This window comes from Streptomyces sp. NPDC031445 (assembly GCF_055581365.1).
Window position 1 is genome coordinate 194082 of sequence record NZ_JBVIJO010000003.1, and the last position, 20737, is coordinate 214818.

Sequence of the window (20737 nt, forward strand, 5' to 3'; positions counted from 1 at the left end):
GGTCCCGCTCTTGCGTACGTGTTGTATCTATGCTGTCGGCATGAACACGGCCGTCGAGCAGTCCGCCCCGCAGTCCCTCAAGCCGCCACCCGCCGCCGACCGGGTGTACACCCACGTCAAGCAGGGTGTGCTCGACCGCCGCTACGAGGGCGGCACCCTGCTCACCGAGGGTGAGCTGGCCGAGGCCGTCGGCGTCTCGCGCACCCCCGTCCGGGAGGCCCTGCTGCGACTGGAGGCCGAGGGCCTCATCCGGCTCTACCCGAAGAAGGGCGCCCTGGTCCTGCCGGTCTCCGCACAGGAGATCGCCGACGTGGTGGAGACCCGGCTGCTGGTCGAGGAGCACGCGGCCCGCAAGGCCGTACCCGCTCCGCCGGGCCTGCTGGAGCGGCTGGCGGAGCTGCTGGAGCGGCAGAAGGCGCAGGCCGCGGCCGGCGACCTGGCCGCCGCCGCGGTCACCGACCGCTGCTTCCACGCCGAGATCGTCCGCAGCGGCGGCAACGAGATCCTCTCCCGGCTCTACGACCAGCTGCGCGACCGGCAGCTGCGGATGGGCGTCGCCGTCATGCACTCCCACCCCGACCGGATCGCCAAGACGCTCGCCGAGCACGAGGAGATCCTGGACGCGCTGCGCGCCGGCGACGCGGAGGCGGCCGTCGGGATCGTGCACCGGCACGTGGGCTGGTTCTCGCACCTGGCCCGGGGTGAGGTCCGATGAGCCTGCCGCAACGCGGCGCCACCCTTCCGGGCGATCCGCCGGGCGGGCGCCGGGCCGTCGCCGTGTGGTCCATAGGCGTGGCCGTCTACTTCGTCGCCGTCATCTTCCGTACGTCGCTGGGGGTGGCCGGCCTCGACGCGGCCGACCGCTTCCACGTGGGCGCCTCCGCCCTCTCCACGTTCTCCATCCTCCAGCTGCTGGTGTACGCGGGCATGCAGATACCCGTCGGCCTGCTCGTGGACCACCTCGGCACCAAGAAGGTGCTGAGCATCGGCGCGGTGCTCTTCACCGCCGGGCAGCTGGGCTTCGCCTTCTCCCCCTCGTACGGCACCGCGCTGGCCTCCCGGGCGCTGCTGGGCTGCGGCGACGCGATGACCTTCATCAGCGTGCTGCGGCTCGGCACCCGCTGGTTCCCGGTCCGGCGCGGGCCGCTGGTCGCGCAGCTCGCGGGCCTGGTCGGGATGGCGGGCAACCTGGTCTCCACGCTGGTCCTGTCCCGGCTGCTGCACGGCATCGGCTGGACCCCGGCGTTCGCGGGCAGCGCGCTGGCGGGCGCGGTCGTCCTCGTGCTCACCCTGCTGTTCCTGAAGGACCACCCGGAGGGGCAGGAGCCGGCGCCGTCCCCGCACCGCGGCGGGGCCTACGTCCGCCGGCAGATCGCCGCGTCCTGGCGGGAGCCGGGCACCCGCCTGGGCCTGTGGGTGCACTTCACCACCCAGTTCCCGGCGATGGTGTTCCTGCTGCTGTGGGGCCTGCCGTTCCTGGTCCAGGCGCAGGGCCTCAGCCGCGCCACGGCCGGTGAACTGCTCACCCTCGTCGTGCTGTCCAACATGGTGATCGGCCTGGTCTACGGCCAGATCGTCGCCCGGCACCACGCGGCGCGGCTGCCGCTGGCGCTGGGCACGGTGGCCGCCACCGCGCTGCTGTGGGCGGCGACCCTGGCCTACCCCGGGGAGCACGCCCCGATGTGGCTGCTGCTGGTGCTGTGCGCGGTGCTCGGCGCGTGCGGACCGGCGTCGATGCTCGGCTTCGACTTCGCCCGGCCGGCCAACCCGCCCGAGCGACAGGGCACCGCGTCCGGCATCACCAACATGGGTGGCTTCATCGCCTCCATGACGACGCTCTTCGCGATCGGCGTGCTGCTGGACGCGACGGGGGACGACTACACCGTGGCGTTCAGCGCGGTGTTCGTGCTCCAGGCGCTCGGGGTCGGTCAGATCCTGCGGCTGCGCGGGCGGGCGGCGCGGCGGGAGCGGGAGCGGCTGGTCGCCAGCCGGGTGGAGACGGTGCACGTGCCCGCGGCGTGAGCCACGGGCGCCCCCGCACGCCCGCCCGTCCCCGGTCGCCCGGGTGCCGTCACGGGGTCACCGCGAAGTGCCGCAGGATGGCCGCCGCGAGGTCCTGGTCGCCCTCCGTCTTCACCCGGTCCGCCACCGCCTCGGGGCTCACCCGGCCGCAGGCCAGACGGACGTAGGTCTCCCAGTCGAGGCTGAGGGTGGCCGCCGGGCCGAGGGCGGGGGCGGTCTCCACCGTGCCGCGGCCCTGGATGTCGACGCGGACGGTGCGCAGGAACTCGACCGGGCCGTGTACGTCGAACACGATCGCCGAGCTGCGCGGGGCGTCCGCGTCGTGCGCCACGACCTTGGGCAGTGCCTCCAGCAGGACGTCCCGGGTGACGTAGGCGCCCGGCGAGTCCAGGTTGCCCGGGCGGCCGAGGGCCGTGCGCAGGTCCTGCTCGTGCACCCACACGTCGAACGCGCGGGCACGGTAGGCCTGTTCCAGGGTGATGTCCTTGCCCAGCGGGCCGCGCACCTTCGTGCCGGGGTCGCGGGCCTCGTTGCGCAGCTGGCGGTTGCGGCGGATGACCGTGTACTCCAGCTCGGCCGTCATCTCCGGCGCCGTGTGGTGGCGGCGGACGTCGACCTGCATCTCCATGTAGCGCTGGTGCTCGGTGGTGACGTGGAAGAGGTCGCGCGGCAGGGAGTGGATGGGGCGCGGGTCGCCGAGCATCTCGCAGTCCAGGCCGATGACATGGGACACGATGTCCCGCACCGACCAGCCGGGGCAGGGTGTCCGCCGGTTCCACTCGCCCTCGACGAGCGGCTGCACCATCTCGGATATCGCTTCGACGGAGTGGGTCCAGGCGTCGGCGTAGGGCTGGAGGGTGGGATGCAGACTCACGGAACGGGACCCCTCGGCGGTCGGTACACGGGCAGGTTGTGGCGGCATGGCCAGTGGGCGGCTGCACTTCGGCGGGTGTCTTCGGAAGGCTCCCAGGTTCTCGGCTCGCTCGAACTGGGGGCACCCCCAAGTTACGCTGCTGAAAGGCACCCCGGCAGTGCTTTCGTGTGACGATCGTAGGCCCGTGTGGACGACTCGAATGCCAGGACGGTGGTAGTGTGCGCGCCTCGCTGATCCAGATCGCTGTGGACGAGGACGAACCGGTCGACTCCCGGCGCCTGCGCGCGGCCGCGCTGGTGCGGGAGCAGAGCGGGGCCGACCTCGTCGTCCTGCCCGAACTGTGGACCACCGGCGCCTTCGCGTTCGAGGAGTTCGGCCGCGCGGCCGAGCCGCTCGAAGGGCCGACGCACGAGGCGATGGCCAAGGCGGCGAGCGACGCGGGCGTGTGGCTGCACGCGGGCTCCCTGCCCGAGAGGGACCCGGACGGCACCCTCTACAACACGTCCCTCCTCTTCTCCCCCTCCGGTGAGCGGGCCGCGGCCTACCGCAAGATCCACCGCTTCGGCTTCGACAAGGGCGAGGCGGTGCTGATGGGCGCGGGCCGGGACCTGGTGACGGTCCGGCTGCCGCAGACCACGCTCGGCCTGGCCACCTGCTACGACCTCCGGTTCCCCGAACTCTTCCGCGGTCTGGTCGACGCCGGCGCCGAGACGCTGGTGATCCCGGCGGGCTGGCCCGAGCGGCGGCGCGCGCACTGGACGCTGCTGGCCCGTGCGCGGGCGGTGGAGAACCAGGCGTTCGTGCTCGCCTGTGGAACGGCCGGGACCCACGCCGGAGTTCCGCAGGCGGGTCACTCGATCGTGGTGGATCCGTGGGGCGAGGTGCTCGCCGAGGCCGGCCCCGGGGAAGAGGTCCTCACGGTCGACCTGGACCCGGCGAGGACCGGCGCGACCCGCGAACAGTTCCCGGCGCTCAAGGACCGGGTACTGGGTCTCGAACCGCCCCGGCGCCTGCCCTAGGAAGCGTCAGTCCTCCTCCCCCTCCTTCTCGGCGAGGTGGATCACGCACACCGCCACCGCGATCAGCAGCGCCGGGTCGGCGTCCTCCCGTACGACGTCCACGCCGTAGGTGTCGCGGATGCTCAGCCAGCGGCGGGAGATCACCGCGAGGAGTTCGCCGTCGTACTCGACGGCGAACTCGCGGTCCAGGATCTTCCCGCTGACGTCGAGTTCGGTGCCGTCCACCAGGGAGACCCGGTAGTGGTTGCGCAGCAGGGACAGCCGCTTGCGCCGGATCCTGGCCAGGGGCTCGCCGTCGCGTTCGATCAGCATGGTGTCGCGCAGGGCGAACATCTTCTGGTGGATGTCGATCAGGACCCGCCCCTGGGTGTCCTTCAGCTCGAAGGTGTCCCGCAGGCGCATCGCCTTGCCGTCGACGAGGAACACCTTCCGGCCCTGTTCGTCCTCGATCCACCAGTCGTCACCGATGCCGAGGATCCGGTCGCGCACGAGGAATCTCATACGGGTCATGCTTCCCCGGCGCGAGCCGATCGTCACAGGCCGTCGCCGGACCGGCACGGGGACCGCGCGCGCTCCACGTCGAGCGTCTCGCGGCGCGCCCCTGACGGGACGCCGGAATCCACCGGGACGCCAGGTGTTCCGCGGATGAACTTCCGGTGCGCCCCGGGGCGTTGGCCAACCAACGGCACCACCCCCGAGTCGAACGGTGCGGAAGCCGGCGCCGGCCGGCCGAAGAGTCCGCCCGTTCCCACCGGAGGTCACCGTGTCCGCTCGTACCCACCACCGCCGGCCCGCCCGCGCGCTCGCCCTGGCCGTCGGCACGGCCGCCGCGCTGGCCGTGCCGTCCGCCCTGGCCGGCACCGCGTCGGCGGCCACCTCGCCCGCCACCGCCGCGGTCAACCAGTACGACTGGCAGCTCACGTACCAGGCCGCCCCCGGCCAGGCCAACAAGGCCACCGTCACCGCGTCCCTCACCGCCGACCGCTCGGGCATCACCTACGTGATCGACGACACCGTCACGATCAAGGCCGGTCACGGCTGCGCCCACCCGGACGGCGCGGACCCCACGAAGGTCTCCTGCACGGTCACCAGCCTCGACAGCCAGGACCCGTACGCCGCCCTCGTCGTGAACCTCGGTGACCGCGACGACACCCTCGCCTACAAGAACGCCACCGACCAGATCTACTACTACGCCCAGATCTCCCTGGGCTCCGGCAACGACAAGGCGACCGACTCCGGCCGCCTCGACGGCGCCTACGTCTCGGGCGACGCGGGCAACGACAGGCTCACGGTCGGCAAGGAGGGCCTGGCCTGGGGCGGCGACGGGAACGACACCATCGACGCGAGCGGTGGCGACAACATCGTGCAGGGCGGCAAGGGCGACGACGTGCTGCACGGCGGCAGCGGAGCGCAGTACCTGGCCGGTGACGACGGCAAGGACACGCTCACCGGCGGCACCGGCGACGACACCCTGTACGGCGGCAAGGGCGACGACGTCCTGTACGGCAACAGCGGCAACGACAAGCTGTACGGCAACAGCGGCAACGACAGGCTCTACGGCGGTCCGGGCCGGGACACGCTCTCCGGCGGCCCCGGACGGAACGTGCTGCACCAGGACTGACCGCCGCGCCGGGCACGGGCGAGTCGTACCGCGCCCGGGTTGTCCACAGGCGCCGGAACGGCTGCCGGCGTCAGGTGGCACCCTTGGGGTCATGACCGACTCCGCACCCCGACGCGCCCGAGTCCGCGCCCCCGAGCTGATCGGCAAGGGCGGCTGGCTGAACACGGGAGAGACGCAGTACACCCTCGCCGACCTGCGCGGACGCATCGTCGTCCTGGACTTCTGGACCTTCTGCTGCATCAACTGCCTGCACGTCCTGGACGAGCTGCGCGAGCTGGAGGAGAAGCACCGGGACACGCTCGTGGTGATCGGGGTGCACTCGCCGAAGTTCGTGCACGAGGCCGAGCACCAGGCGGTCGTGGACGCCGTGGAGCGCTACGGCGTGGCGCACCCGGTCCTGGACGACCCCGAGCTGGCCACCTGGAAGCAGTACGCGGTGCGGGCCTGGCCGACGCTCGTGGTGATCGACCCCGAGGGGTACGTCGTCGCACAGCACGCGGGCGAGGGGCACGTGCACGCCATCGAGCGGCTGGTGACCGAGCTGGAGGCCGAGCACGAGGCCAAGGGCACCCTGCGCCGCGGCGACGGCCCCTATGTGCCGCCGGAGCCCGAGCCGACGACGCTGCGCTTCCCGGGTAAGGCCCTGCTGCTGCCGTCGGGCACCTTCCTGGTCAGCGACACCACCCGGCACCAGCTGGTGGAGCTGGCCGGGGACGCCGAGACCGTCGTACGGCGCATCGGCTCCGGCACGCGCGGATTCACCGACGGCGGCCCCGCAGAGGCGTCCTTCAACGAGCCCCAGGGCCTCGCCCTGCTCGACGACGGCTCGGTGGTGGTCGCCGACACCGTCAACCACGCCCTGCGCCGCCTGGACCCGGCCACGGGCGAGGTGACCACCCTGGCGGGCACCGGGAAGCAGTGGTGGCAGGGCTCGGCGACCTCCGGCCCGGCCCGCGAGGTGGACCTCTCCTCGCCGTGGGACGTGGCGGTCTTCGGCGGCAAGGTGTGGATCGCGATGGCCGGCGTGCACCAGCTGTGGACGTACGACCCGGCCGGCCGCACGGTCGCCGTGGCGGCGGGCACCACCAACGAGGGGCTGGTGGACGGGCCCGCGGCCGAGGCCTGGTTCGCCCAGCCCTCCGGCCTCGCGGCCACCGCCGACCGGCTGTGGCTCGCCGACTCCGAGACGAGCGCCCTGCGCTGGGTCGACCCCGACGGGCAGGTGCACACCGCCGTCGGCACCGGCCTGTTCGACTTCGGCCACCGGGACGGCGCCGCCGGCCAGGCCCTGCTCCAGCACCCGCTGGGTGTCACCGCGCTGCCGGACGGCTCGGTCGCCGTCGCCGACACCTACAACCACGCCCTGCGCCGTTACGACCCGGCGACCGGCGAGGTCACCACGCTCGCCACCGACCTGCGCGAGCCCAGCGACGCGGTCCTGGCCGGCGAGGACATCGTGGTCGTGGAGTCGGCCCGGCACCGGCTGACCCGGCTGCGGCTGCCGGAGGAGGCGGTGCGCGTGGAGTCGGTCGCCCACCGCACCCAGCGCGCCGCGACCGAGGTCGCCCCCGGCGCGCTGCGCCTGGACGTGATCTTCCAGGCCCCGGCCGGCCAGAAGCTCGACACCCGGTACGGCCCCTCGACCCGGCTGCTCGTCTCCGCCACCCCGCCCGAGCTGCTGCTCAAGGGCGAGGGAGCGGACACCGACCTGTCGCGTGACCTGGCACTGAACCCGGCCGTCACCGAGGGCGTGCTGCACGTCTCCGCGATGGCGGCCTCCTGCGACGACGACCCCGCCAACGCGTACCCGGCCTGCCATGTCCACCAGCAGGACTGGGGCGTCCCGGTCCGCCTCACCGAGGGCGGCGCGGACCGGTTGCCGCTGGTACTGGCGGGGATGGACGAGACGGCCCCCGGGCAGGACCGAGCGGCGCGGCCGGCGGGCACGTCGCCGGAAAACGACTGAACCCACCTTCAGGCGCAGGTGGGTTCAGCCGTCAGACGCCGTAGCCGTCGGAGTAGCCGTCGACGCGGTGGTGGCGGGGTTCCTCCTCCACCACCTGGGTCGTCGGCGGGACCACCACGCGGCGGCGGCGGGCTATTCCGCTGAACGTGGCGACGCCGATCAGGCCCACGGCCATCAGGATCAGGCCGACCACGGTCAGGTTGACACCGTGCATGTGCCAGTCGGTCGCGAACGTCAGAATGGCCCCCACGGCGATGAGGATGATGCATCCGCCGAGACCCATGAGACCTCGCCTCCCCTTCCGGTTCCGGAATCTCCGGTGCCGTCCGGGTACCCCCTCAGGCTCCGACTAGCCCTCCAGGAAGGCGGTCAGGGCGTTCGCGAGCAGGAACGGGTCGTCGGCGCCGCAGAGTTCGCGGACGCTGTGCATGGAAAGGATCGCCACGCCGATGTCGACCGTGCGGATGCCGTGCCGGGCCGCGGTGATCGGGCCGATCGTGGTGCCGCACGGCATGGAGTTGTTGGAGACGAAGGTCTGGAAGGGGACGTTCGCCTTCTCGCAGGCCGCGGCGAACACCGCGCGGCCCGAACCGTCCGTGGCGTAGCGGTTGTTGACGTTGACCTTGAGGATCGGGCCGCCGTTGACGCGCGGGTGGTGTGTCGGGTCGTGCCGCTCGGCGTAGTTGGGGTGCACGGCGTGGCCCGTGTCGGAGGACAGGCAGACCGTCCCGGCGAAGGCGCGGGCCCGGTCCTCGAACGACCCGCCGCGCGCGAGGATCGAGCGCTCCAGGACGGTGCCGAGCAGCGGGCCGTCCGCGCCGGTGTCCGACTGCGAGCCGTTCTCCTCGTGGTCGAAGGCTGCCAGCACCGGGATGCGGGTGAGGGCCGCGCCGGAGGCCGCCGCGGCGGCGAGGGCGGCGGCACCGGCGTGCACGGACAGCAGGTTGTCCATCCGCGGACCGGCGACCAGCTCGCGGTCCCGGCCGAGGTAGGCGGGCGGCTCCACCGGGTACGTCATCAGGTCCCAGCCGGTCACCGAGCCCGCCTCCAGGGCGGCCTCCTGCTCCAGGAAGGCGATGAGTTCGCCGTCCAGCACGTCGTTGCCAAGGCCCCACACCGGCTGGAGGTGCCGCTGCTGGTCGAGCTTGAGCCCCTCCGAGCCGACCGAACGGTCCAGGTGGATGGCGAGCTGCGGCACCCGCAGCAGCGGCCGGTCCACGTCGACCAGGACGGAGGAGCCGTCGCGCAGGGTCAGCCGGCCGGCCAGGCCGAGGTCCCGGTCCAGCCAGGAGTTCAGCAGCGGGCCGCCGTAGATCTCGACGGCGACCTGGCGCCAGCCGTGCGCCCCGCTGTCCGGGCGCGGCTTGACCCGCAGGTTCGGGGAGTCGGTGTGCGCCCCGATGATGTGGAAGGGGGTGTGCGGCTCGGCGCCCTCGGGCACGTACCAGGCCACGATCGCACCGCCGCGCAGCACGTACTTGCCGCCGTGCGTCCCGTCCCAGGCGTCCGTCTCCGCCACCTGCCGGAAGCCCGCCTTCTCCAGCCGGTCGGCGGTGTTCGCCACGGCGTGGTACGGCGTCGGGCTCGCCGCCAGGAAGGACATCAGGTCGTCGGTGTGGCCGCGGTCGAAGGTGAGGGGAGCGCGCGAGGCGCTCCCCGGAGGGGCGGCGGCGGGTGACGGGCGGGATGGTGCGCTCATGGGATTCACCTTAACGACGTGCACGGGCCCGCTCCCGGTAAGGAGCGGGCCCGTGCGTGGAATCGACGGGGTCGTCCGGAAGGTCCGGACGTCCGGTCAGAACGCCGCTTCGTCCAGCTCCATCAGGTCCAGCTCGACGCCCGCGGCGACCTTGCGGGCGAGGGTGACGCCCGGCAGGACGTTCGCCGCGAAGAACTTCGCCGCGGCGATCTTGCCCGTGTAGAACGCCTTGTCCTTCGCCGAGGCCGTGGCCAGCTTCTCGGCGGCGATCGCGGCGCCCTTCAGGAGCAGGTAGCCGACGACGACGTCACCGGAGGCCATGAGCAGGCGGGTGGTGTTCAGGCCGACCTTGTAGATGTTCTTGGTGTCCTGCTCGGTGGCGGCGAGGTCGGTCAGCATCAGGCCGACGATCGCCTCCAGCTCCACGGCCGCCTTGGCCAGGTGCTCGCGGGCGCCGGACAGCTCCTCGCCGCCGGTGCCGAGCGCCAGGAACTTCTTGATGTCCTCGGCGAGGGAGTTCAGCGCGGCGCCCTGGTTGCGGACGATCTTGCGGAAGAAGAAGTCCTGGCCCTGGATCGCCGTGGTGCCCTCGTAGAGGGTGTCGATCTTGGAGTCCCGGATGTACTGCTCGATCGGGTACTCCTGGAGGAAGCCGGAGCCGCCGAAGGTCTGCAGCGACTGGGCGAGCTGCTCGTAGCCCTTCTCGGAGCCGTAGCCCTTGACGATGGGCAGCAGCAGGTCGTTCAGCGCGTGCTCGGCGGAGGCGTCCTCGCCGTTCGCCTCCTTGACCTGGATGGCGTCCTGGATCGAGGCGGTGTAGAGGACGAGGGCGCGCATGCCCTCCGCGTACGCCTTCTGCGTGATCAGCGAGCGGCGCACGTCGGGGTGGTGGGTGATGGTGACCTTGGGCGCGGTCTTGTCCATGAAGTTGGCCAGGTCCGGGCCCTGGACGCGCTCCTTGGCGTACTCCAGCGCGTTGAGGTAGCCGGTGGAGAGCGTGGAGATCGCCTTCGTGCCGACCATCATGCGGGCGAACTCGATGATGCGGAACATCTGGCGGATGCCGTCGTGCTTGTCGCCGATCAGCCAGCCCTTGGCGGGGTGCTTGTCGCCGAAGGTCATCTCGCACGTGTTGGAGGCCTTCAGGCCCATCTTGTGCTCGACGTTGGTGGCGTAGACGCCGTTGCGCTCGCCCAGCTCGCCGGTCTCGAAGTCGAAGAGGTACTTCGGGACGAGGAAGAGGGACAGGCCCTTGGTGCCGGGGCCGGCGCCCTCGGGGCGCGCGAGCACGTAGTGGAGGATGTTCTCCGACATGTCGTGCTCACCGGAGGTGATGAAGCGCTTCACGCCCTCGATGTGCCAGGAGCCGTCCTCCTGCTGCACGGCCTTGGTGCGGCCGGCGCCGACGTCCGAGCCCGCGTCGGGCTCGGTGAGGACCATGGTGGAGCCCCACTGCTTCTCGACGGCGATCTCGGCGATGTGCTTCTGGACCTCGTTGCCCTCCTCGAAGAGGATGCCGGCGAACGCGGGGCCGGAGGAGTACATCCACACGGCCGGGTTGGCGCCCAGGATCAGCTCGGCGTAGGCCCAGATCAGGGAGCGCGGAGCGGTGGTGCCGCCGATCTCCTCGGGCAGGCCGAGCCGCCAGTACTCGGAGTCCATGAAGGCCTGGTAGCTCTTCTTGAAGGACGCCGGGACGGGCGCGGTGCTGGTCTCCGGGTCGAAGACCGGCGGGTTGCGGTCGGCGTCGGCGAAGGACTCGGCCAGCTCGTTCTCGGAGAGGCGGGTCAGCTCCTCCAGGACGCTCTTGGCGGTCTCGACGTCCATCTCCTCGAACGGGCCGGTGCCGTACACCTTGTCGCGCCCCAGTACTTCGAAGAGGTTGAACTCGATGTCGCGGAGATTCGGCTTGTAGTGCCCCATGGCGACGGCTCCGTAGAGGGATCGGCGAGGCACTTGCTCCTCGCACCTAGTTCACGTACCAACAAGTAGCTACGATGATGCTACCCGTCGGTAATAACAAGCAACCCCGATCCCGGTATCTGTGACCCACCCCTCGCCCGGTTCTCAGTACGCTTACGCGCATGTACGGATACGGCCAGCCCATGGACGGGGGCGCTGCCCAGCAGCAGTACGCCTCGTCGCAGCAGCAGATGCCGGGCGGTGTCGGCGGATACGGGCAGCAGCCGCCGCTGTACCCCGAGCCGTCGCCGCCCTCGCTCGCGGACGCGGTGCGCGCCTTCACGACCGGGCAGATGTCCGCCGAGGACTTCCAGCAGATCTTCGCGACGTCGAAGGTGTACTGCCCGCGCGGTGACACCCCCGGCTTCCTGGCGCTGCACAACACCCAGCAGCCGGTGATCCCGATGTTCACCTCGCTGAAGGAGCTGCGCCGGTACGCCGGCAAGGAGTCCAAGTACTTCGTCATCACCGGCGCCGAGGTGATCGACCTGCTGCCGACCGGCTACGGCTTCGTCCTGGACATGGAGGGCGAGCACCGGATGGTCTTCGACGCGAAGGCGGTCGAGCAGATGGTCGACTTCGCGATGCGCCGCATGTACGGCTAGACGCCGTCGCGCGCGGGGAGCCCGGAGGGGAATGCCCTCCGGGCTTTCTCTGTTCTGGGTGGCAAGAAGTTCAACGCTCAACTAAAGTGGGCGTACCAAGGAGGTACCCACCATGCCTGCAGTGACCGTCGAGAACCCGCTGACGCTGCCCCGTGTGACCGCTCCCGCCGACGCCGTGGCACGCCGCGTGCTCACCGTCACGACCGCCCCGAGCGGTTACGAGGGCGAGGGCTTCCCGGTGCGCCGGGCGTTCGCGGGGATCAACTACCGCCACCTCGACCCGTTCATCATGATGGACCAGATGGGCGAGGTGGAGTACGCGCCGGGCGAGCCCAAGGGCACCCCCTGGCACCCGCACCGCGGCTTCGAGACCGTCACGTACATCATCGACGGCGTCTTCGACCACCAGGACAGCAACGGCGGCGGCGGCACCATCACCAACGGCGACACGCAGTGGATGACCGCGGGCTCGGGCCTGCTGCACATCGAGGCCCCGCCGGAGTCCCTCGTCGTGTCCGGCGGCCTCTTCCACGGGCTCCAGCTGTGGGTGAACCTGCCCGCCAAGGACAAGATGATGGCCCCGCGCTACCAGGACATCCGCGGCGGCAACGTCCAGCTCCTCACCACCCCCGACGGCGGCGCGCTGCTGCGGGTCATCGCCGGTGAGCTGGACGGCCACCAGGGCCCGGGCATCACCCACACCCCGATCACGATGATCCACGCGACCCTCGCCCCGGGAGCGGAGCTCACCCTGCCGTGGCGGGAGGACTTCAACGGTCTGGCGTACGTCCTCGCGGGCCGCGGCAGCGTCGGCGCGGAGCGCCGCCCGATCCACCTGGGCCAGACGGCCGTCTTCGGCGCCGGCTCCTCGCTCACCGTCCGCGCGGACGAGAAGCAGGACTCGCACACCCCGGACCTGGAGGTCGTCCTCCTCGGCGGACAGCCCATCCGGGAGCCGATGGCCCACTACGGCCCGTTCGTCATGAACACCAAGGAAGAACTGATGCAGGCCTTCGAGGACTTCCAGAAGGGCCGGCTCGGCAGCATCCCGGCGGTCCACGGGATGACCGAGGGCGGTATCTGACCGCTCAGCGGCGGGCCCGCCGGCTCCCCCTCACGACCCCGGCCGTACGTCGGCCGGGGTCGGCGTGTGCTCACCCGCCCGGACCCGCGGCACAGGACAGCCGGCGCGCCGCGTGATCCGCTGGACGCGTGCAGTTCCTCCCTGTCGCCGCCCGCCGGTTCGCCGCCTGGTGCGCCGTGCTGCTGCTCGCCGCCGGGGTCGGCTGGGTCGGGGTGCGGCTGTGCGCGGAGTTCCGTACGGCCGTCACGCCGGTGCTGCTCGCCCTGCTCGGGACCGCGCTGCTCGGGCCGTTGCACCGGTGGCTGGTGCGGGCCGGGGTGCAGGCGTCGGTGGCGGCCGGGCTCACCTGCGTCGCCGTCGTGGCCGTCGTCGGCGGCGCCGTGTACATCGTCGTCGCCGCGCTCGTCGACACCGGCGCGGAGATCCTCGCCTCGCTGCGGAACGCGGCCAAGGGGGTCGCACGGCACTTCGGCGCCGCCGGGACCAGCCTGGACGACCTCGCCGCCAACGCCCGGCAGCTGCTGGGCAGGTTCGGCGGCACCGCCGCGTCCAACGTCATCAGCGGCGTCAGCGTCGTCGCCGAGTCCATCGCCATGGCCGTGCTCGCCCTGCTGCTCGTCTTCTTCTTCCTGCGCGACTCCGACCGCGCCCTGGCCGGCCTGCGCTCGCTCGCGCCCGGCGGCAGCGCCGAGCTCCTGGAGGCCATCGCCCGGCGGTCCTTCGCCGCGGTCGAGGGCTTCATGCGCGGCACGACCGTCATCGCGCTCATCGACGCCCTGTGCATCACCGTCGGCCTGCTGGTCCTCCGGGTGCCGGGCGCGATCGGGCTCGGCGCACTCGTCTTCGTCGGCGCGTACATCCCCTACCTCGGCGCCTTCCTCTCCGGCGCGGTGGCCGTGCTGGTCACCCTGGCCGACCGGGGCTTCGTCATCGCGCTGTGGGCGCTCGGGGTGGTGCTCGCGGTGCAGGTGCTGGAGGGACACGTGCTGCAACCGGTGATCCAGAGCCGGACCGTGCAGATGCACCCGGCCGCCGTGCTGCTCACGATCACCGCGGGCGCCTCGGTCGCGGGCATCCTCGGCATGCTCCTCGCGGTCCCGCTGACCGCGGCGGCCTTCGGCGCCGTCCGGGAACTGCGCGGGCGTCAGGCCACGTCCCGCGACGCGCCCGCCCCCGAGCCACCCGGTTCGTAGAGCTCGAACCAGATGCTCTTGCCCTCGCCCCGCGGGTCCACGCCCCAGCCGTCCGCGAGGAGCTCGATCAGCATCAGGCCCCGCCCGGAGGAGGCCAGTTCACCGGGGCGGCGCTTGTGCGGGAGGTCGTCGCCGGTGTCGAAGACCTCCACCCGCAGCCGCCGCCCGGGACCCTCGCCCATGACCTCCGCGAGCAGCACCGCGTCGGCGTCGGTGTGCACCAGCACGTTGGTGACCATCTCCGAGACCAGCAGCACCGCCGCGTCCACCTGCTCGACCGACGTCCAGTCGTGCAGCAGCCCGCGCAGGTGCTGGCGGGCCTCGGCGATCCGCTCCGGCTCGTCCTGCGCCACCGACAGCAGCGTGCGCCGCACCACCGGCCGTACCGCGAGGGTGTCGCCGCGCCCGCGGCCCTCCCCCGGCCGGCCCATCAGCAGCAGCGCGATGTCGTCCTCGCGGCGGTCGGCCAGCGGACCGGTGGTGTGGTGCGAGGACGGCCCGTGCACGCCCTGCACCAGCGCGTCGGCCAGGGACTCCAGGTCGCCCTCGTGGTCCTCCAGGATCGCGCGCAGCCGGCGCCAGCCGCTCTCCATGTCGTGCCCGCCGGTCTCGATCAGGCCGTCGGTGCACAGCATCAGCGTCTCGCCGGGTTCGAGCGTGAACCGGGTCGTCGGGTAGTCGGCGTCCGGGTCGAGGCCCAGCGGCAGCCCGCCCGCCGTCGGCCGGGTCATCACCGTGCCGTCCGTCATCCGGATCACCGGGTCCGGGTGGCCGGCGCGGGCCATCTCCAGCCGCCCGGTCGTCGGGTCGGCCTCCACGTACAGGCAGGTCGCGAAGCGGAGGTCGGCCAGCGCGTCCTCCCCGGCGTCGTCGGTGAGGCCGTGCAGGAAGCGGGAGGCGCGGGAGAGGACGGCGTCCGGGCGGTGCCCCTCGGAGGCGTAGGCGCGCAGCGCGATCCGCAGCTGGCCCATCAGGCCGGCCGCGCGCACGTCATGGCCCTGGACGTCCCCGATGACCAGGGCGAAGCGGCCGGAGGGCAGCGGGATCATGTCGTACCAGTCGCCGCCGACCTGGAGTCCGCCGCCGGTCGGGATGTAGCGGGCGGCCACCCGCATTCCGGGGATCTCGGGGCCGAGCGAGGGCAGCATGGAGCGCTGGAGGCCCTCCGTCAGCTCCCGCGCGGACTCGGCGGCGCCGGCCCGGAACAGCGCCTGGGCGAGCATCCGGGCGACCGTCGTCAGGACCGCGCGCTCGTCCGGGGTGAACGCCACGGGATAGGTGAAGGCGGCCATCCAGGCGCCCCTCGTGCGCCCGCCGGCCGTGAGCGGCAGGAACGCCCAGGAGCGGCGCCCGAAGTGCCGGGCGAGCGGCCAGGTCGCCGGGTAGCGCTCCCGGTAGGCCTCGGGCGAGGAGAGGTACACCGCGCGGCCCGTGCGGACGACCTCGGCCGCCGGGTAGTCGGCCGCCAGCGGCATGTTCGAGAAGGGGCCCATGTCGGCGGGGGTGTGCCCGTGCTGGCCGGTGATCGTCAGCCGGTCGCCCTCGACGCCGAACACCACGAGCCCGTCCGGCGAGAACCCCGGCATCGACAGGGCGCCCGCGACCCGCAGCACCTCCGCCGTGGACCGGGCCTCCGCCAGCGCCCGGCCCGCGTCCAGCAGGAACGCCTCGCGGGAGCGCCGCCAGTCCCCGGTGACGGCGCTGCGGCCGGCCGCCGTGCCCGGGGCCGGATCGGTCACCTCCTGGAGGGTGCCGATCAGCTCGTACGCGTGCCGCTCGGGGTCGAAGGACGGCTTGGACCGGCTGCGGACGATCCGCACGATGTTGCCGTCCCCGTCCATGATCCGGATGCGCACCTCGGCGAGGGTGCCCTCGGCGACGGCCAGCCGCACCACGCCGGTGATCTCGTTCCAGTCGACCGGATGGAGGCGGGCCCGGGTCTGCGCCTCCGTCAGGGTGGCGGGCTCCGCCGGCAGGCCGAGCAGCCGCGCCGCCTCCGCGTCCACGGTGACCAGCCCGGTGTGGGTGTTCCAGTGCCAGAGCCCGGTCGCGAGGGAGGCGAGGACCTCCTCCACGGACGGCAGCGGCTCACCTGTACGCATTGCCCCACTTTATGGAGAGGTGTGCGGAGCCTGCCACCGTAGACGGGCGAGCGGTACGGACGGTAATGGTGGGAGCCGATCTTGGGGTGCCCGGTACCCTTGGGATGGCCTAGGCCGTACCCGCCTGGCGACACCCGATCCGCAAAGACTGGATGAACGACGATGCATCGGTACAGGTCCCACACCTGCGGCCAGCTCCGCGCCTCTGACGTCGGCACCGACGTCCGGCTGAGTGGCTGGCTGCACAATCGGCGCGACCTGGGCGGCATCCTCTTCATCGATCTCCGTGACCACTACGGCATCACGCAGCTGGTCGCGCGCCCGGGCACCCCGGCGTACGAGGCCCTGGACAAGATCTCCAAGGAGTCCTCGGTCCGTGTCGACGGCCGCGTTGTTTCACGTGGAACCGAGAACGTGAACCCCGACCTGCCCACCGGCGAGATCGAGGTCGAGGTCGCCGAGGTCGAGCTGCTCGGCGCGGCGCAGCCCCTGCCCTTCACCATCAACACCGAGGACGGGGTCAACGAGGAGCGGCGCCTGGAGTACCGCTTCCTGGACCTGCGCCGCGAGCGCATGCACCGCAACATCATGCTGCGCACGGCCGTGATCTCCGCGATCCGCCAGAAGATGTCGGCGATGGGCTTCAACGAGATGGCGACGCCGATCCTGTCCGCCACCTCCCCCGAGGGCGCCCGCGACTACGTGGTCCCCTCCCGGGTGCACCCGGGCAAGTTCTACGCGCTGCCGCAGGCCCCGCAGCAGTTCAAGCAGCTGCTGATGATCTCCGGCTTCGACCGCTACTTCCAGATCGCGCCCTGCTTCCGCGACGAGGACGCCCGCGCGGACCGCTCACCCGGCGAGTTCTACCAGCTCGACGTCGAGATGAGCTTCGTCGAGCAGGAGGACGTCTTCCAGCCGATCGAGAAGCTCATGACGGAGCTGTTCGAGGAGTTCGGCGGCGGCCGCCACGTCACCTCCCCGTTCCCGCGCATCCCGTTCCGCGAGGCGATGCTGAAGTACGGCTCCGACAAGCCGGACCTGCGCGCCAAGCTGGAGCTGGTCGACATCACCGACGTCTTCGAGGGCTCGGAGTTCAAGGCCTTCGCCGGCAAGCACGTGCGCGCGCTGCCGGTTCCGGACGTCTCCGCGCAGCCCCGTAAGTTCTTCGACCAGCTCGGTGAGTACGCCGTCGAGCAGGGCGCCAAGGGCCTGGCCTGGGTGCGCGTGGCCGAGGACGGCTCGCTCTCCGGCCCGATCGCGAAGTTCCTCACCGAGGCGAACGTCGCCGAGCTGACCAAGCGCCTCTCCCTGGCCCCCGGCCACGCCGTCTTCTTCGGCGCCGGTGAGTACGACGAGGTCTCGAAGATCATGGGCGCGGTCCGCGTGGAGGCCGCCAAGCGCGCGGGCCACTTCGAGGAGGGCGTGTTCCGCTTCTGCTGGATCGTCGACTTCCCGATGTACGAGAAGGACGAGGAGACCGGCGGGATCGACTTCTCCCACAACCCCTTCTCGATGCCGCAGGGCGGCCTGGAGGCCCTCCGGACCCAGGACCCGCTGGACGTCCTGGGCTGGCAGTACGACATCGTCTGCAACGGCGTCGAGCTGTCCTCCGGCGCGATCCGGAACCACGACCCGGAGATCATGCTCAAGGCCTTCGAGATCGCGGGCTACGACCGGGAGACCGTCGAGGAGAAGTTCGCGGGCATGCTGCGCGCGTTCCGCTTCGGCGCTCCGCCGCACGGCGGCATCGCCCCGGGCGTGGACCGGATCGTCATGCTCCTCGCGGACGAGCCGAACATCCGCGAGACGATCGCCTTCCCGCTCAACGGCAACGCCCAGGACCTGATGATGGGCGCCCCGACCGAGCTGGACGAGTCCCGCCTGCGCGAGCTGCACCTGACCATCCGCAAGCCGCAGCCCAAGTAACCGACCGGGCAAGCGCCCGGCCGTGCGCGCCGATCTGTCCTGACTCGCTCTTGACGATCGGCGCGCACAGCCGTCTCCGGGCCCGGCTCACCCCGGGCGTGGCCCCGGACCGGACGCACGACGGCGGCTGATCCGGCTCACTCGCCCTGCCCGTCCGTCTCGGTGTCCGGGGACGCGCCCTCCTCCAGCAGCCGCTCGGCGATGTCGTCGGACCAGTGCTGGGCCCAGGCGCGCAGGGCGGCGACGGCGGACTCGTCCAGGCCGTGGCGGAGGAAGTCCCGGTCGGAGTAGAAGTCCGTGCCCGTCAGCCGGGACTGGAGGGTCGGCAGGTCGAACGGGTCATGGGCGTGCCGGCGGCCCAGTTCCTCCAGGGCGGGCAGGGAGAACCGGGCCGCAGCGGCCTGCGCGTCGATGAGGTCGACGGCGGCGCCCCGGTCGTACAGGGCGCGGATCTTCGTGCCGACGGCGTCCGCCAGGGAGAGCGCCGGACCGTACCCGGTCAGTTCCGGCGGCTGCCAGAACGCCTCCTTGTGCAGCGCGAGCGCGCACGGCTCGCCGGTCGGCGGGTCCGTGACCGTCAGCTGCGCGGTGCGCGCGGTGACCGCGCCGGCCCGCACCCGCCGCCCCCGCGCCTCCAGGGCCGCGCCGACGGCGCCGGCGATGTGCTCCATCGCTTCGGCGCTCTCGGTGGCGAAGTCAAGGTCGGCGTGCGGGCGGCGGAGCAGTCCGTGCGCCTGGAGGGCGTAGCCGCCGGCCAGGACCAGGCCGTACGGTCCGTCCACGGCGACGACGTCCGCGAGGAGCCGGCGATGGGGTTCTGGGATGTCCACACGAAGATCTTTCCGGCTTCCGGCCGCTCATGCGCGACGAGCGGCGACTTCGGACAGATCGGGGCGGCGGGCCGCCTCCGAGCGGGTCCTACCGTTGCTCGTCGCCTCCTGCCGCGTAGCGGGGCAGGCCCTCGGTGGAGATGGTCCAGTCGCCGATGGTGACGTCCTCGCCGTAGACGAAGTCCTTGCGGGTGGCGTAGCGGGGGCCGTCGGGGGTGGTGTGGATGTCGGTGAGGACGGCGCCGGTTCCGGTGCGGGGGTCGAAAATCGCGTAGACCGGGATGCCGATCAGGGGGTAGTCGCGCAACTTGGTGACCCAGTCGTTGTCCGGGTTGGACCGGGAGACGATCTCGACGGCGGCGATGACGGTACGAGGGTCGAAGGCCCCCTCTCCCTCCATGTCCGCCTCGGCGATCACCATGATGTCGGGGCGGCGCATGATGCCTTCCGGCTCCATCTCGACGTCGGGCTCGCCCGTGTGGGCCACGATCTCCTCGGGCATGACCTTCTCCAGGCGTTTCCGGAGACGGAGCGCGGTGAGCTCGTGCGGCCGCACGGGCGACAACATGTCGAGGACGATTCCTTCTTTGGTGATCTCGAACTTGCCGGGGAGGGTCCCGTCGGTGGACTCCACGAAGTCGCGCATGGCCCGGTACAGGTGGGAGGCGCCCTGCCGCGCGTTGTCCGGGGCGATGGTCATGGCGCTCGCTCCTCGTCGTCTGTGCCCAGGGGCAAGGATCGTCGCTCTCATGCTAGGCGGCCTGCGGGGGATGGTTCGGACCGGCAGTCGCGGCACCGCCCCGGTTCAGGGGCCCGGAAGGCGCGGTCACAGCCGTCGCAGGTCTGGAGGGGGTGACGGGGCCCGGGGGCCGGGCCTGCCGGGGGCCGGAACGGTGGCGGGGGCGGCAGCTGGGCGGCCAGGCGGTGGGCGAGGAGGGCGGCGGGGCGGATCAGGGGCTCGTTCGGCAGGTTCTCGGTCAGGGCGTGGCGCACGGCGGTGGGGCTGACCTCGCGTTCCAGCCAGGCGGCGACGCCCGGGGCGAGGTGTTCGGCGTCGGTGGCGGAGAGGAACAGGCGGGGGTCGTGGCGGCGCAGGCCGGCGAGGACGTCGACGGCGGTCCGGAGGAGGCCGGGCGAGGGGTACGACGGCTTCGGGACGGCGGGGAGTCGGCGCTTGCGCGGCGCGGGCTCGTCCGGGGGCGTACGCCCGGCGGGCTTACGGGCGGCCGTCTCCCTCGCGGCGCGGTGTCCGGGCCTGTTGCAGGACACCGTGCGGGTGACGATCCGGCCGGCGGGGGTGCGCTCGCGGGTGCGCCGCAGGTAGCCGTGGGTTTCCAGTTCCCGCAGGGCGGCGGCGATACGGGTCGGGCCCTCGGGGAAGCGGGCGGCGAGGGTCTTGATGTCGACGGCGGTGCCCGGCCGCACCGACTGGATGTAGCAGGCCAGTCCGATGGCGAGCAGCGACAGCTCCGGGTGCTGGGCCAGGTCGTTGCCGATCACCGTGAAGTTCTCGGTGTGGCGGACGTGGTCGTGGGTGACGCCGGCGGGCCGATGCCCTTCGGGGTGGTTTTTGCCCGGGATACGGGACGGGGCGGGCGTGGTCGCGCTAGGGTTTTCAATGTCCATCGGGAAGCGGCTTTCTTCCTCGGTGGTCAGGCCCTCGCATTGGGATGCCAGTCCCGGCGAGGGCCGTCGCATGTCTGGGGATGTCTGCGTGCTGCTGGTGCTGAGCCTAGGGCAGGCAACCGGTCGCGAATCCAGCCCACTTGGGCATATTCACTCGCGGGAGTGAGTTTGCCCGGCGGGAGGGAGGGGTGGGGCTTGGCGGGGTCCT

At 72.0% G+C, this 20737-nt stretch carries 18 protein-coding genes; 9 read left to right on the plus strand and 9 right to left on the minus strand.

The window, feature by feature from the left end; genetic code table 11:
* Nucleotides 1–40 precede the first annotated feature (40 nt).
* Nucleotides 41–715 (plus strand): GntR family transcriptional regulator, encoded by a 675-nt coding sequence (locus ACZ5DC_RS11140; RefSeq protein ID WP_468651598.1) that lies wholly within the window; start codon nt 41–43, stop codon nt 713–715.
* Nucleotides 712–2022: an MFS transporter gene (locus ACZ5DC_RS11145; protein ID WP_468651600.1), complete on the plus strand. Its 1311-nt coding sequence runs from the start codon at nt 712–714 to the stop codon at nt 2020–2022. The genes ACZ5DC_RS11140 and ACZ5DC_RS11145 overlap by 4 nt, the downstream gene beginning before the upstream one ends.
* A 49-nt stretch (nt 2023–2071) precedes the next feature.
* Here the strand turns inward: ACZ5DC_RS11145 and ACZ5DC_RS11150 are convergent, their stop codons facing one another.
* On the minus strand, nt 2072–2896 hold the full coding sequence (locus ACZ5DC_RS11150) for a maleylpyruvate isomerase family mycothiol-dependent enzyme (RefSeq protein WP_366750020.1): 825 nt from the start codon (nt 2894–2896) through the stop codon (nt 2072–2074).
* A 218-nt stretch (nt 2897–3114) separates the two neighbouring features.
* Here ACZ5DC_RS11150 and ACZ5DC_RS11155 point away from each other — a divergent pair, with 218 nt between their 5' ends.
* On the plus strand, nt 3115–3915 hold the full coding sequence (locus tag ACZ5DC_RS11155; RefSeq protein WP_468651602.1) for a carbon-nitrogen family hydrolase: 801 nt from the start codon (nt 3115–3117) through the stop codon (nt 3913–3915).
* A 6-nt stretch (nt 3916–3921) separates the two neighbouring features.
* Here the strand turns inward: ACZ5DC_RS11155 and ACZ5DC_RS11160 are convergent, their stop codons facing one another.
* On the minus strand, nt 3922–4416 hold the full coding sequence (locus ACZ5DC_RS11160) for an LURP-one-related/scramblase family protein (protein ID WP_366750022.1): 495 nt from the start codon (nt 4414–4416) through the stop codon (nt 3922–3924).
* A gap of 262 nt (nt 4417–4678) precedes the next feature.
* Between ACZ5DC_RS11160 and ACZ5DC_RS11165 the strand changes: the two genes are divergently transcribed.
* Nucleotides 4679–5536 (plus strand): calcium-binding protein, encoded by an 858-nt coding sequence (locus ACZ5DC_RS11165; protein ID WP_468651605.1) that lies wholly within the window; start codon nt 4679–4681, stop codon nt 5534–5536.
* A gap of 91 nt (nt 5537–5627) precedes the next feature.
* Nucleotides 5628–7502, plus strand: coding sequence for a thioredoxin-like domain-containing protein (locus ACZ5DC_RS11170; protein ID WP_468651607.1), 1875 nt, complete (start codon nt 5628–5630; stop codon nt 7500–7502).
* 31 nt (nt 7503–7533) lie between these two features.
* Here ACZ5DC_RS11170 and ACZ5DC_RS11175 read toward each other — a convergent pair whose 3' ends face one another.
* The 3 genes from ACZ5DC_RS11175 to ACZ5DC_RS11185 all read right to left on the minus strand — a co-directional run bounded on the left by ACZ5DC_RS11175 (nt 7534) and on the right by ACZ5DC_RS11185 (nt 11124).
* Nucleotides 7534–7785, minus strand: coding sequence for a DUF6458 family protein (locus ACZ5DC_RS11175; RefSeq protein WP_468651609.1), 252 nt, complete (start codon nt 7783–7785; stop codon nt 7534–7536).
* 66 nt (nt 7786–7851) lie between these two features.
* Complete coding sequence (locus ACZ5DC_RS11180; protein ID WP_468651611.1) at nt 7852–9201, minus strand: M18 family aminopeptidase; 1350 nt, start codon at nt 9199–9201, stop codon at nt 7852–7854.
* A 96-nt stretch (nt 9202–9297) separates the two neighbouring features.
* A complete protein-coding gene (locus tag ACZ5DC_RS11185; protein ID WP_468652061.1) occupies nt 9298–11124 on the minus strand; it encodes an acyl-CoA dehydrogenase in 1827 nt (608 codons plus the stop codon).
* A gap of 161 nt (nt 11125–11285) precedes the next feature.
* Here ACZ5DC_RS11185 and ACZ5DC_RS11190 point away from each other — a divergent pair, with 161 nt between their 5' ends.
* The 3 genes from ACZ5DC_RS11190 (at nt 11286) to ACZ5DC_RS11200 (ending at nt 14045) form a co-directional block, all read left to right on the plus strand.
* On the plus strand, nt 11286–11768 hold the full coding sequence (locus ACZ5DC_RS11190) for an SseB family protein (protein WP_103813517.1): 483 nt from the start codon (nt 11286–11288) through the stop codon (nt 11766–11768).
* A gap of 112 nt (nt 11769–11880) precedes the next feature.
* A complete protein-coding gene (locus tag ACZ5DC_RS11195) occupies nt 11881–12852 on the plus strand; it encodes a pirin family protein (RefSeq protein ID WP_171154531.1) in 972 nt (323 codons plus the stop codon).
* 128 nt (nt 12853–12980) lie between these two features.
* The gene (locus ACZ5DC_RS11200; RefSeq protein WP_468651614.1) at nt 12981–14045 is read left to right on the plus strand and encodes an AI-2E family transporter; all 1065 of its coding nucleotides are present in this window, start codon (nt 12981–12983) and stop codon (nt 14043–14045) included.
* Here the strand turns inward: ACZ5DC_RS11200 and ACZ5DC_RS11205 are convergent.
* Nucleotides 13997–16147, minus strand: coding sequence for a SpoIIE family protein phosphatase (locus ACZ5DC_RS11205; protein WP_468651616.1), 2151 nt, complete (start codon nt 16145–16147; stop codon nt 13997–13999). The genes ACZ5DC_RS11200 and ACZ5DC_RS11205 overlap by 49 nt on opposite strands.
* Before the next feature lie 162 nt (nt 16148–16309).
* On the opposite strand from ACZ5DC_RS11205, the gene aspS reads away from it, so the two are divergent.
* Complete coding sequence (gene aspS / locus ACZ5DC_RS11210; RefSeq protein WP_366750031.1) at nt 16310–18073, plus strand: aspartate--tRNA ligase; 1764 nt, start codon at nt 16310–16312, stop codon at nt 18071–18073.
* Between the two features lie 137 nt (nt 18074–18210).
* On the opposite strand, the gene ACZ5DC_RS11215 is transcribed toward aspS, so the two are convergent.
* The 3 genes from ACZ5DC_RS11215 to ACZ5DC_RS11225 all read right to left on the minus strand — a co-directional run bounded on the left by ACZ5DC_RS11215 (nt 18211) and on the right by ACZ5DC_RS11225 (nt 20529).
* Nucleotides 18211–18903, minus strand: coding sequence for a nucleotidyl transferase AbiEii/AbiGii toxin family protein (locus ACZ5DC_RS11215; protein WP_366750032.1), 693 nt, complete (start codon nt 18901–18903; stop codon nt 18211–18213).
* A gap of 88 nt (nt 18904–18991) precedes the next feature.
* On the minus strand, nt 18992–19603 hold the full coding sequence (locus ACZ5DC_RS11220; protein ID WP_468651618.1) for a Uma2 family endonuclease: 612 nt from the start codon (nt 19601–19603) through the stop codon (nt 18992–18994).
* A gap of 47 nt (nt 19604–19650) precedes the next feature.
* Entirely contained in the window at nt 19651–20529 is an 879-nt protein-coding gene (locus ACZ5DC_RS11225) for a helix-turn-helix domain-containing protein (RefSeq protein ID WP_468651620.1), read from the minus strand.
* Nucleotides 20530–20737 lie beyond the last annotated feature (208 nt).

What these genes read in the sequence shown, in the direction of transcription:
- ACZ5DC_RS11140 (WP_468651598.1), top strand. Translation starts at nt 41, where the DNA reads ATGAACACGGCCGTCGAGCAGTCCGCCCCGCAGTCCCTCAAGCCGCCA.
- ACZ5DC_RS11145 (WP_468651600.1), top strand. Translation starts at nt 712, where the DNA reads ATGAGCCTGCCGCAACGCGGCGCCACCCTTCCGGGCGATCCGCCGGGC.
- ACZ5DC_RS11160 (WP_366750022.1), bottom strand. Translation starts at nt 4,416, where the DNA reads ATGAGATTCCTCGTGCGCGACCGGATCCTCGGCATCGGTGACGACTGG.
- ACZ5DC_RS11170 (WP_468651607.1), top strand. Translation starts at nt 5,628, where the DNA reads ATGACCGACTCCGCACCCCGACGCGCCCGAGTCCGCGCCCCCGAGCTG.
- ACZ5DC_RS11175 (WP_468651609.1), bottom strand. Translation starts at nt 7,785, where the DNA reads ATGGGTCTCGGCGGATGCATCATCCTCATCGCCGTGGGGGCCATTCTG.
- ACZ5DC_RS11180 (WP_468651611.1), bottom strand. Translation starts at nt 9,201, where the DNA reads ATGAGCGCACCATCCCGCCCGTCACCCGCCGCCGCCCCTCCGGGGAGC.
- ACZ5DC_RS11185 (WP_468652061.1), bottom strand. Translation starts at nt 11,124, where the DNA reads ATGGGGCACTACAAGCCGAATCTCCGCGACATCGAGTTCAACCTCTTC.
- ACZ5DC_RS11190 (WP_103813517.1), top strand. Translation starts at nt 11,286, where the DNA reads ATGTACGGATACGGCCAGCCCATGGACGGGGGCGCTGCCCAGCAGCAG.
- ACZ5DC_RS11195 (WP_171154531.1), top strand. Translation starts at nt 11,881, where the DNA reads ATGCCTGCAGTGACCGTCGAGAACCCGCTGACGCTGCCCCGTGTGACC.
- ACZ5DC_RS11205 (WP_468651616.1), bottom strand. Translation starts at nt 16,147, where the DNA reads ATGCGTACAGGTGAGCCGCTGCCGTCCGTGGAGGAGGTCCTCGCCTCC.
- aspS (WP_366750031.1), top strand. Translation starts at nt 16,310, where the DNA reads ATGCATCGGTACAGGTCCCACACCTGCGGCCAGCTCCGCGCCTCTGAC.
- ACZ5DC_RS11220 (WP_468651618.1), bottom strand. Translation starts at nt 19,603, where the DNA reads ATGACCATCGCCCCGGACAACGCGCGGCAGGGCGCCTCCCACCTGTAC.
- ACZ5DC_RS11225 (WP_468651620.1), bottom strand. Translation starts at nt 20,529, where the DNA reads ATGGACATTGAAAACCCTAGCGCGACCACGCCCGCCCCGTCCCGTATC.